Raw genomic sequence first — 11,758 nt, 5'->3', positions numbered from 1 at the left:
CGGGCTGGTGCCGGTGCACCTGTCCACGGTGAAACGCTGCCTGAAACGCTGTGCTGACAAGGGCTATCGCGACAAGATCGCGCAGGCGTGTTTCCAGCATGTGTGGTCCGAACAGGGCGGGGATGTGTCCCTGCTGTTATACGACGTCACGACGTTGTACTTCGAGACCGACACCGAAGACGACCTCCGCAAGGTCGGGTTCAGCAAGGAACGTCGGGTCGACCCACAGATTGTGGTCGGTCTCCTGGTGGACCGCACGGGCCACCCGTTGGAGATTGCCTGCTTCGAGGGCAACAAGGCCGAAACGCACACGATCATCCCGGTCATCAAGGCGTTCCAGCAGCGTCACGGTGTGGCCGACATGGTGGTGGTCGCCGACGCCGGCATGTTGTCGGCGGCAAACCTGAAGGCGATCGACGAGGCCGGGTTGCGGTTCATCGTCGGGTCCCGCGTCGTCAAGGCCCCGCACGACCTGGCCAAGCACTTCCGCTGGCACGGCACTGCGTTCACCGACGGCCAGGTCATCGACACGATCACGATGCGCTCCACCGCCCCCGACCCCAACCGCGTGAAGACACGCGCCGAGCCGGTGTGGGACCCTGCGGTGCATCCCACGGCGTGGCGAGCCGTGTGGCAATACTCGGCCAAGCGAGCAGCCCGGGACACACGCACCCTGGCGCTGCAACGCAACCGCGCCCAGGCCGTCGTCGACGGTGACAAGCCGGCCAAGAAGGTCCGGTTCGTGAAGACCACCGGCCAGCAGGCGAGCTTGGACGAGGCCTCCCTCGCCCGCGCGGAGGCCCTGGTCGGTTTGAAGGGGTACGTCACCAACATCACCGCTGCAGTCATGCCCGCAGCCGAGGTCATCGCCAGCTACCACGACCTGTGGCACGTCGAGCAGTCGTTCAGGATGTCGAAGAGCGACCTCGCCGCCCGCCCGATCCACCACCGGCTGAAGGACTCGATCGAGGCCCACCTCACCATCGTGTTCACCGCGCTCGCCGTCGCCCGCGACCTGCAAGCCCGTAGCGGGTGGTCGCTGAAGAAGATCGTCCGTGGACTACGGCCGCTGCAGCAGGTCACCATCCAACTCGGTGGTCAACGACTCGACGCCGAACCCGCCATCCCCGACGACATCGCCGAACTACTCACCGCCCTCCATCGAGGGCACTAAAGAGGTCCAACTCAGGTCAGCGGCCGCGCGGGGGCCGAGCCGGCCGCCGATTTCGTGATCGGGACCAGAGCCGGTAGAGTGGTCCCCTGAAGCCGAAGACCGCTGGTGTCTCACTCTCGGGTGAGTGCAAATCCCGCGCAGGTGTCACGAACGAATCGCTGGTCTCCAGCGTGCCCCGTGCGCTTGCGCCCGGGGTTTTTCCATGTCTTGGGCCTGAACATGAGAAGTGGGAAGGAGACCCATGGCGAGGCCGGACAAGGCAGCCGCGGTCGAGGAGCTGAAGGAAGCCTTCACGTCCTCGGCGGCCGCTGTGCTGACCGAATACCGTGGTCTCACCGTGAAGAGCATCAAGGCCCTGCGCCGCTCTCTCGGTGACGACGCCACGTACGCCGTCGCGAAGAACACTCTGACCCAGATCGCTGCCAAGGAAGCTGGCATTGAGGGGCTCGACGAGCAGCTCACCGGCCCCACGGCGATCGCCTTCATCCGCGGTGACGTTGCCACCGTGGCGAAGGGTCTGCGCGACTTCGCGAAGGACAACCCGCTTCTGGTCATCAAGGGTGGTGTCATGGACGGTCGCGTCCTCGACGCCACCGAGGTCAAGAAGCTCGCCGACCTCGAGTCGCGCGAGGTTCTGCTCGCCAAGCTGGCTGGTGCCATGCAGGCGAACCTCAGCAAGGCCGTCTACCTCATCGCCGCTCCGCTGTCCCAGGCCGCTCGCGCCCTGGGCGCCCTGGAGCAGGCGGCGGGGGAGAACCCGTCCCTCATCGGTGGCGCCGGCCAGGCTGCCCCCGTTGCCGACCAGAAGCCCGACACCGCCGAGGACGCCTCGGCACCCGAAGCAGCTCCCGCTGCCTCGGCTGACGACTCCGCCGAGACCGCGGAAAACTGAAAGGACGCCCAACATGGCGAAGCTCACCAACGACGAGCTCCTTGAGGCCTTCAAGGAGATGACCCTGATCGAGCTCTCCGAGTTCGTGAAGCAGTTCGAGGACACCTTCGGTGTCACCGCGGCCGCCCCCGTGGCCGTCGCCGCTGCCGCCCCGGCCGGTGCCGGTGGTGGCGAGGCCGCCGCCGAGGAGGAGGAGTCCTCCGAGGTCGACGTCATCCTCGAGTCGGCCGGCGAGAAGAAGATCCAGGTCATCAAGGAGGTGCGCGCGCTCACGTCCCTCGGTCTCAAGGAGGCCAAGGACCTGGTCGAGGCCGCCCCGAAGCCGATCCTGGAGAAGGTCGCGCGCGACGCGGCCGCCAAGGCCAAGGAGCAGCTCGAGGCTGCCGGCGCCACCGTCACCGTCAAGTGACGCCAGGGTCGACTCGTCGACCCGACGCTGGACACGAAGGGCCCGCGGCACGTGCCGCGGGCCCTTCTGCGTCTCACACGCTCGTGCGAGCACGGAGCGCAGGCTCCTGAGCCGCCCCGACGCGTCCCGCTGGAAAGACGAGGTGGTGCTGCACCGCGTAGCTCAGGAGGAACAGGACGCCCTCGACCACGACCTTCGCGAGCAGGAGCGGAACCCCGACGCCGATGACGAGAGCGTCCATGGCCACCACGTTGATCGTGAGGATCACCGCCGCGAGGTAGGCATAGCGCAGGACTGCGCGGCGTCCGTCTCCGGTGTGGCGGAAGACGACCGTCTTGTTGAGCTGGTAGTTGGTGGCGGCGCTGGCCAGGCGTGCACACACGATCGCCGCGTTCAGCGAGCCCAGCAGCGGCGCGAGCACGAGGAGCGCGGCCCAATCGACGGCAGCCCCCGCCAGCGACGATGCGGCGAAGCGGAGCGCCGGCGCGTAGATGCGGACTGAGTCGCGCACGGGCCTGAAGTGGGAGGAGGCGTTCTCGTCAAGGTAGATCGTCTCGATCGTGATCTCCGCCAGCCGGACGCCCTGGGCGCGAGCCCCCATCAGCACGGAGAACTCGTACTCGAAGCGGTCGCCGGGAACCCCCAAGAGCCACGGCAGGATGTCCGGCGCGAGGCCGCGCAGGCCCGTCTGCGTGTCGTGGACGCGTTGCCCGCTGAGCGCGCGGAAGAGCAGGCGTGAGGCGGCGTTCCCGAACCGGCTGCGCGCGGGCACGTCGCCGGTGAAGCGGCGCCCCCCGAGGACGATGGTGGCGGGGGCCACGGCGTCCGCGACCCGCGCGATGTCGGTGGGCGTGTGCTGCCCGTCGCAGTCGGCCGTGACGACGGGCTCACCGGGCGCGTGCTCCATCGCCCAGGCGATCCCGGCACGCAGGGCGTGGCCCTTGCCGTGGTTGCGCGCGTGCCGCACGACGGACGCCCCGGCCTCCGCGGCAACGTCGAAGACCCCGTCGTAGTCCGGTCCCGAGCCGTCGTCGACGACGAGCACGCGGGCGTGGGGCAGGGTGTCGCCCAGGTGGCGGATGAGGGTGGCGAGGCGGAGGTCGGGCTCGTAGGCCGGGATCAGGACAATCATGGCTCAGCGCGCCACGTACAGGATGTCGGAGGTGCCGCGCTCCTTGCCGGTGCCCAGCGGCTTGTTGACCAGGGCGTCGTTGAACACCATGTCGGTGCTGCCGCCGCCGTCCAGGTTGTACGCCACCTGCGCGCCGAGGTCCACGAACAGGTCCGCGAACGCGGTCAGCGAGACGCCCTTGCTGTAGCCGCTGCTGCGGCCGTCGAAGGCGATCCCCACGAAGTGGTTCGGCTCGATCATGCCGAAGCCGGTCCGGGGCTGGTTGCCCTGGATGGAGTGGTTACCGGGGTTGGTGTCCACTTCGACCGAGTCCAGCCCGGACAGGGCCCTGCCGTCGTCCACCAGACCGGGGCCGAACGACCAGGTCTGCCACACACCCTGCGACACGAGCACCGCCGCGGTGGTCGTGGTCTCGTCGTAGAGCGCGAGCCGTCCGTCGGAGAACAGCGCCAGGCCCTGCCGCGCGCCGGCGTCCCGGAACGCCACGCCGTTGCGCACCACGATCCCGGTGTCGCGGAACCCGTAGTAGTCGCCGTTCAACGCCCAGATCGCATTGTTGTCCGACGCCATCACCGAGGGGTACTCGATGATGTTCTCGCCGTAGGTGTCCTTGGCGAACGCGGTGCGCAAGTACGAGGCATCCGCGAGCTGCAGGTCCGCCACGTACCACGCCGACGCAGAACTGCCGCTGCCGCTGGTGTGCGCCGTGATGGAGATCGTACCTGCGTCGCTGCTCCAGGTGGTGCCGTTGACCGTGCCCGACGAGCTGCTACTCAAGGTGGTCGTAGAGCTCCACAGGGCGGAGGCGTCCGTCACCTCGGCGTGCTCGACGACGAAGCGGTCCAGGGCCCACGCGGCGGTGCCGCCGCCGGTCATGATGAGGGCGGCCGCGCCGCCGATGAACCCGCGCCGGCTGAACCGCGGGCGCTGCTGCAAGGTGGTGTTGTCGTCCATGGGTCACAGGTCTACAGACGCCTTCTGTGCCCGTGCTGTGGACGGCCTCTCCGCGGGCGGTGAGCACGTCCGAGGCCGTCCACGGCACGCGTCGACGGCCGCGGAAAAGCACACAGGGGGCCGAGGAGCCCGTCACAGGAACCACACAGCCAGGGGGTGGTCAATGGGGGACGTAGCAATCCGCAGCCACCGAGGAGCCCTCATGACCACCACGATCCTGATCCACCTGGCCATTGACCTGGTCGCCATCCTGGCGCTCGTCGCCGGGACGTACTTCCCGCGCCACCACCGTCGCGACCTCTTCGTCGCGTTGCTGGGCGTCAATCTAGGCGTCATGGCCGTCAGCTCGGTGCTGGTCTCCTCGTCCGTTGGCGCTGGCCTGGGCCTTGGCCTGTTCGGCGTCCTGTCGATCATCCGCCTCCGCTCCGACGAGCTGGCCCAGCACGAGGTCGCCTACTACTTCGCCGCCCTCGCGATCGGCCTCATCGGTGGACTGGGCAGCGACCCGGTCACCTCGGCCGTCCTCATGGCGCTGGTCGTGGCCACCCTGTGGGTCGCGGACCACCCGCGCCTCCTCGGCGGGCACGAGCGCCAGGTCGTCGTGCTGGACCGCGCCGTCAGTGATGCGGCGGTGCTCACCGCCCGGCTGGAGAACCAGCTCGGAGCCCGGGTGCTCGGCGTCCAGGTCGTGAAGCTCGACCTTGTCAACGACACCACCATGGTCGATGTCCGGTTCCGCCGCGACCGGTCGCAGACCTCCGCCGAGGCGTCCGAGGCGGCGCGCGTCCTGGAGTCGGCCCGATGAGCGCCGTGGACGCCGTGGCCAAGCTGGCCACGGTCACCCTCGATGAGCTCAACGAGACCGCCTCGCTGCAGACGCGGGTCGACCGCAAGTACGTGCTCACCGTCGCGGACGCCGAAGCCATCCTGGTCGGCCTCCCCGCCGGGACCCGTGTCGTCGACGTCGCGGGGGAGCTCTCGCCCCTCTACCGCTCCACCTACCTGGACACGCCGGGGCTGGACGCCTACCTCACGAGTGCCCACCGCCGGCGCCTGCGCTGGAAGGTGCGCACCCGTACCTACGTCGCGTCGAACACCAGCTTCCTCGAGGTCAAGACCCGTCACCGCACCCAGACCGTGAAGCAGCGGACGCCGTGGGCCGGTGGCTCGGCGTCCGTGGTGGGGGACACGGAGGGACGGGGGTACGTCGCGGCCCAGTTGCGCGGCGCCGGCATCCACGTCGACGTCTCCTCCCTCGTCCCCACACTGCGGACGCGCTACCGCCGTGTGACGCTCCTGATGCCCGGTGGTGACGCCCGGGCGACCGTGGACAGTGGCCTCACCTGGACCACGCCTACCGACGACCAGGCCCAGACCTGGACCGGCCACGTCGTGCTGGAGACGAAGTCGGGTGCCGCGCCCAGCGCCCTCGACCGCCTCCTCTGGCAGGCGGGGCACCGGCCGCAGCCGCTGTCGAAGTACGCCGTTGGGCTCGCCCAGCTCCAGCCGGACCTGCCTCACAACCGCTGGCACCGCCTCCTGGCCGCCCACGCGGCCTGATCCAGCACCTCGAACGAGCATCCACGAACCAGAGAAGGAAGACACCATGAACACTGCCAGGCCCACCAGGATCCTGACGTCCATCGCCGCGCTCGCCGTCGCGGGCGTCCTCACCGGCTGCACCGCACTCGGCCAGACCAACGGACTCACCTCGGCCGGGACCTCCTCATCCATCTCCGTCGCGGGCGGGACGGCCGCGATCACCGTGGCACAGGCCACGGGGGAGAACGCCGCGCCCCAGGCCGGACCCACGAGCTACGACGCGGCGTCCGCGACCACCGTGACCCTGACGGGGGCCTCGGCCACGGTCTCCGGCGACGGGGCGACCGTCTCGGGCAACACGGTGACCATCACAGCCCCGGGCACCTACGTGCTCTCGGGCGAGCTGGCAGGACAGGTCGTCGTGGACTCCGCCGCCGACGGTGACGTGCAGCTCGTGCTCGACGGCGCCAGCATCACGTCCAGCACCGGCGCGGCCCTGGCGGTCACGCAGGCGGACGAGGCGATCGTCGTCCTCGCCGACGGGTCGTCCAACGAGCTCACGAGCGCGGCCACCTTCGCGGACACGACCAGCGAGGATGCCCCCAACGCCGCCCTCTTCTCGATGACGGACCTCACGATCGGCGGCAACGGCTCCCTGACGGTCACCGCGCCCAGCCTGGACGGCATCGCCTCCAAGGACGGCCTCGTCATCAGTGGCGGCACGATCACCGTGGACGCCGCCGACGACGGCATCCGGGGCAAGGACCACATCGCGGTGACCGGCGGCACGCTGGACGTGACCGCCGGCGGGGACGCGCTGAAGGCCGACAACGACACGGACGCCGACCAGGGCTGGATCTCCGTCACCGACGGGACCATCACCCTCGCCGCCGGCGGGGACGGCCTCGTCGCCACGACCGACGTCCTGGTCTCCGGCGGCACGATCACCGGAGTCACCGGCGGCGGCGCCGGCACCCAGCTGGCCGCGGACGCCTCCGCCAAGGGCCTCAAGGCGGGCTCCAACGTCGTCATCGGTGGCGGGACCGTCACGCTTGACTCGGCCGACGACGCGATCCACTCCGACTCGGTGGTCTCGATCACCGACGGGACGCTCGCCCTGAGCACGGGCGACGATGGCGTCCATGCGGAGGAGAGCCTCTCCATCGCAGGCGGCTCGGTCACCGTCGAGCGCTCCTACGAGGGCCTCGAGGGCACCGACATCCTCATCAGCGGCGGCGAGATCGACGTCACCAGCTCCGACGACGGCCTGAACGTCTCCGCCGACACCGCGAGCGCGGACGGCCGTGGTGGCGGCATGCAGACCATCGACGGCGGTGTGGTCGTCAGCGGCGGCACCGTCGTCCTGAACGCGGGCGGCGACGGCTTCGACTCCAACGGCGACGCGGAGATCACGGGCGGCACCATCGTCGTCTGGGGACCGACCAGCAACGGCAACGGCGCGCTGGACGTGAACGGAACATTCACGATCTCGGGCGGCACCCTGCTGGCCGTGGGCTCCTCGGGCATGGCCGAGACCCCGGACGCCGACTCCTCGCAGGGCTGGCTGCAGAGCGCCACCTCGGCGTCAGCCGGCCAGACCGTGCAGGTGACGTCGGGGTCCACGGTGCTGTACGAGTTCACCGTCGAGAAGGGCTTCGCCAACCTCGTCTACTCCTCGCCACAGGTGAAGTCCGGCTCCAGCTACTCCGTCTCCGTCGACGGCACCTCGACGAGCGTCACTGCGGGCCAGGCGACGGGCAGCAGCATGGGCGGCAGCAGGGGCGGCAGACCCCCCGGCCGTTGACCTGCCCACCCCGCCTGACAACGGGTACCGCCACGTTGCGTGTGCACGACGCTGGACCGGCCTATGCTCTGGGACGTCCGGCAGTGCCCCCGCAGCGTGGCGGTTTGGTGCTCGACATGCAACACGTGTTGCGCCATGCCCTGAGGCGAGCTAATGTAAGGCTTTGTCCCATTTGACGACCCGTGACGATTTGACGCGGGGCGTTTCGCATGCAAAGAACCTCACAGCCCGGGTTCTATTGGAAGGACCATAGTCTTGGCCGTCTCGCGCACTGCGTCGAAGAACACCAACGTCGTTTCCAGCAGTGGCCGGATCTCGTTCGCGAAGATCCATGAGCCCATGGAAGTCCCCAACCTCCTTGATCTGCAGGTCGACTCGTTCGACTGGCTCGTCGGCAACGACGTGTGGCGCCAGCGGGTGGCCGACGCGCTCGAGCAGGGACGGACCGACATCAACACGAAGTCCGGTCTGGAGGAGATCTTCGAGGAGATCTCCCCGATCGAGGACCTGTCCGAGACGATGTCGCTGAGCTTCCGCGACCACCGTTTCGAGGACCCGAAGTACACCGTCGAGGAGTGCAAGGACCGCGACGTCACGTACTCGGCGCCGCTGTTCGTCACCGCCGAGTTCGTGAACAACGAGACCGGTGAGATCAAGAGCCAGACCGTGTTCATGGGCGACTTCCCGCTCATGACCGACAAGGGCACCTTCGTCATCAACGGCACCGAGCGTGTCGTCGTCTCCCAGCTGGTCCGCAGCCCGGGCGTCTACTTCGAGCAGACCCCCGACAAGACGTCCGACAAGGACATCTTCACCTGCAAGATCATCCCGAGCCGCGGCGCGTGGCTCGAGTTCGAGGTCGACAAGCGCGACATGGTCGGCGTCCGCCTCGACCGCAAGCGCAAGCAGAACGTCACCGTCCTGCTGAAGGCCCTGGGCTGGACGAACGAGCAGATCCTCGAGGAGTTCGGCGACTACGAGTCGATGCGCCTGACCCTCGAGAAGGACAACACGGCCAACACCGACGAGGCCCTGCTCGACATCTACCGCAAGCTGCGCCCGGGCGAGCCCCCGACGCGCGAGGCCGCGCAGGCGATGCTCGACAACTACTACTTCAACGGCAAGCGCTACGACCTGGCCAAGGTCGGTCGCTACAAGATCAACAAGAAGCTCGGCCTGGAGCTGCCGTTCGACCAGCAGGTGCTGACGATGGAGGACATCGTCTCGGCCATCCGCTACGTCGTCGCGCTGCACGAGGGCAAGGAGACGCTGGGCGACGAGCCGGTCGAGACCGACGACATCGACCACTTCGGCAACCGCCGCCTCCGCACGGTGGGCGAGCTGATCCAGAACCAGCTCCGCATCGGTCTGGGCCGCCTCGAGCGCACCGTCCGCGACCGCATGACGACGCAGGACATCGAGGCGATCACGCCGCAGACGCTGATCAACATCCGTCCCGTCGTGGCGGCGCTGAAGGAGTTCTTCGGCACCTCGCAGCTGTCGCAGTTCATGGACCAGAACAACCCGCTGGCCGGCCTGACGCACAAGCGTCGCCTCTCGGCCCTGGGCCCCGGTGGTCTGTCCCGTGACCGCGCCGGCATGGAGGTCCGTGACGTCCACCCGTCGCACTACGGCCGCATGTGCCCCATCGAGACCCCTGAAGGCCCGAACATCGGCCTGATCGGCTCGCTGGCCTCCTTCGCGCGCGTCAACGCGTTCGGCTTCATCGAGACGCCGTACCGCAAGGTCGAGAACGGCCGGGTCACCGACCAGATCGACTACCTGACCGCCGACGAGGAGGACCGCTACATCGTCGCGCAGGCCAACGCCGTGCTCGACGACGAGGGCAAGTTCGTCGAGGACCGCGTCCTGGTCCGTGTGAAGCACGGCGACGCCGACGAGGTCCCGGCCGAGGACGTGCACTACATGGACGTCTCGCCGCGCCAGATGGTGTCGGTGGCCACCGCGCTGATCCCGTTCCTCGAGCACGACGACGCGTCGCGTGCCCTGATGGGCGCGAACATGCAGCGCCAGGCCGTCCCGCTGCTCCGCAACGAGGCCCCCTACGTGGGCACCGGCATGGAGTACCGCGGCGCGGTCGACGCCGGCGAGGTCACCGTGGCCAACAAGGCCGGTGTGGTCACCGCCGTGTCCGGCGACATCATCGACGTGATGAACGACGACGGCACGCAGACCAGCTACCGCCTGAGCAAGTTCGTCCGCTCGAACCAGACCACCTGCATCAACCAGCGCCCGCTGGTCACCGACGGTGACCGCGTCGAGGTCGGCACCCCGCTGGCCGACGGTGCCTGCACCGACAACGGCGAGATGGCACTGGGCCGCAACCTGCTGGTCGCGTTCATGCCGTGGGAGGGCCACAACTACGAGGACGCCATCATCCTGAGCCAGCGCCTGGTCCAGGACGACATCCTCACCTCGATCCACATCGAGGAGCACGAGATCGACGCCCGCGACACCAAGCTGGGTCCGGAGGAGATCACGCGCGACATCCCCAACGTGGGTGACGACATGCTGGCCGACCTCGACGAGCGCGGCATCGTCCGCATCGGCGCCGAGGTGGGCACCGGCGACATCCTCGTCGGCAAGGTGACCCCCAAGGGCGAGACCGAGCTGACCCCCGAGGAGCGCCTGCTGCGCGCCATCTTCGGCGAGAAGGCCCGCGAGGTCCGCGACACCTCGATGAAGGTGCCGCACGGCGAGACCGGTACGGTCATCGGCGTCCGCGTCTTCGACCGCGACGAGGGCGACGAGCTGCCCCCGGGCGTGAACCAGCTGGTCCGCGTCTACGTCGCGCAGAAGCGCAAGATCTCCGACGGCGACAAGCTCGCCGGACGCCACGGCAACAAGGGCGTCATCTCGAAGATCCTGCCCGTCGAGGACATGCCGTTCCTCGAGGACGGGACGCCGGTCGACATCGTGCTCAACCCGCTGGGTGTGCCGAGCCGTATGAACGTCGGTCAGGTCCTGGAGACGCACCTGGGCTGGATCGCGCACTCCGGCTGGGACATCGAGGGCGTCGACGAGCCCTGGGCCAAGCGCCTCAAGGACGTCGGCCTCTCCCGGGTGGAACCGCGGACGAACGTGGCGACCCCGGTCTTCGACGGCGCCAACGAGCGTGAGATCGCCGGCCTGCTCGAGCACGGCCTGCCGCAGCGCGACGGGCTCCGCCTCGTCGACGCCGGTGGCAAGGCGCAGCTGTTCGACGGCCGCTCCGGCGAGCCCTACCCCGAGCGCGTGGGTGTCGGCTACATCTACATGCTGAAGCTGCACCACCTCGTGGACGACAAGATCCACGCGCGCTCCACGGGCCCGTACTCGATGATCACGCAGCAGCCGCTGGGTGGTAAGGCGCAGTTCGGTGGCCAGCGCTTCGGTGAGATGGAGGTGTGGGCGATGGAGGCCTACGGCGCCGCCTGGGCGCTGCAGGAGCTCCTCACCATCAAGTCCGACGACGTCCCCGGCCGCGTGAAGGTCTACGAGGCGATCGTCAAGGGCGAGAACATCCCCGAGCCCGGCATCCCCGAGTCGTTCAAGGTGCTCGTGAAGGAGATGAAGTCCCTCTGCCTGAACGTGGAGGTGCTCAGCTCCGACGGCACGGTCGTCGAGCTCAAGGACTCCGAGGACGACTACCACCGCGCCGACGAGTTCGGGATCGACCTGAGCCGTCGCCCGGGTGCCGACTCGTTCGCCGACATCGAAGAGGTCTGACCGACCCGACCAAGCGGACGCCGCGGGTGCACCCACGGCGTCCGCCCACCCCGCAGGGATCGCACCCTGCACCCCCCGCGCGAGGCGCCTCGAGCGGGACCGTCCGGACCAGCGGCCACTGG

Annotated in this window: 9 protein-coding genes; 7 read left to right on the top strand and 2 right to left on the bottom strand. The window is 68.8% G+C overall.

Features of this window, described 5'->3' with window-relative positions; genetic code table 11:
• From H5397_RS08930 to rplL, 3 genes are all read left to right on the top strand, one after another.
• A partial coding sequence (locus tag H5397_RS08930) for an IS1634 family transposase (protein ID WP_220492130.1) occupies positions 1-1,174 on the top strand: 1,174 nt, incomplete at its 5' end.
• Between the two features lie 241 nt (positions 1,175-1,415).
• The gene (rplJ, locus tag H5397_RS08925) at positions 1,416-2,066 is read left to right on the top strand and encodes a 50S ribosomal protein L10 (RefSeq protein ID WP_182816703.1); all 651 of its coding nucleotides are present in this window, start codon (positions 1,416-1,418) and stop codon (positions 2,064-2,066) included.
• A gap of 13 nt (positions 2,067-2,079) precedes the next feature.
• Positions 2,080-2,475, top strand: coding sequence for a 50S ribosomal protein L7/L12 (gene rplL / locus H5397_RS08920; RefSeq protein WP_182816701.1), 396 nt, complete (start codon positions 2,080-2,082; stop codon positions 2,473-2,475).
• Between the two features lie 73 nt (positions 2,476-2,548).
• Here the strand turns inward: rplL and H5397_RS08915 are convergent, their stop codons facing one another.
• Complete coding sequence (locus H5397_RS08915; protein WP_182816699.1) at positions 2,549-3,607, bottom strand: bifunctional glycosyltransferase family 2/GtrA family protein; 1,059 nt, start codon at positions 3,605-3,607, stop codon at positions 2,549-2,551.
• Positions 3,608-3,610: 3 nt separating this feature from the next.
• On the bottom strand, positions 3,611-4,561 hold the full coding sequence (locus H5397_RS08910; protein ID WP_182816698.1) for a phosphodiester glycosidase family protein: 951 nt from the start codon (positions 4,559-4,561) through the stop codon (positions 3,611-3,613).
• A 202-nt stretch (positions 4,562-4,763) separates the two neighbouring features.
• Between H5397_RS08910 and H5397_RS08905 the strand changes: the two genes are divergently transcribed.
• From H5397_RS08905 to rpoB, 4 genes are all read left to right on the top strand, one after another.
• A complete protein-coding gene (locus H5397_RS08905) occupies positions 4,764-5,366 on the top strand; it encodes a DUF4956 domain-containing protein (RefSeq protein WP_182816696.1) in 603 nt (200 codons plus the stop codon).
• A complete protein-coding gene (locus tag H5397_RS08900; RefSeq protein WP_182816694.1) occupies positions 5,363-6,121 on the top strand; it encodes a polyphosphate polymerase domain-containing protein in 759 nt (252 codons plus the stop codon). Before H5397_RS08905 ends, H5397_RS08900 begins: the two co-directional genes overlap by 4 nt.
• A 46-nt stretch (positions 6,122-6,167) precedes the next feature.
• Positions 6,168-7,907, top strand: coding sequence for a carbohydrate-binding domain-containing protein (locus tag H5397_RS08895; RefSeq protein ID WP_182816692.1), 1,740 nt, complete (start codon positions 6,168-6,170; stop codon positions 7,905-7,907).
• Positions 7,908-8,162: 255 nt separating this feature from the next.
• Positions 8,163-11,636, top strand: coding sequence for a DNA-directed RNA polymerase subunit beta (rpoB, locus tag H5397_RS08890; protein ID WP_182816690.1), 3,474 nt, complete (start codon positions 8,163-8,165; stop codon positions 11,634-11,636).
• Positions 11,637-11,758 lie beyond the last annotated feature (122 nt).

Origin of the sequence: Propioniciclava sp. MC1683, assembly GCF_014164675.1 — a bacterium.
Taxonomy (GTDB): domain Bacteria; phylum Actinomycetota; class Actinomycetes; order Propionibacteriales; family Propionibacteriaceae; genus Propioniciclava.
This window is presented reverse-complemented; position numbering and strand designations above follow the sequence as displayed.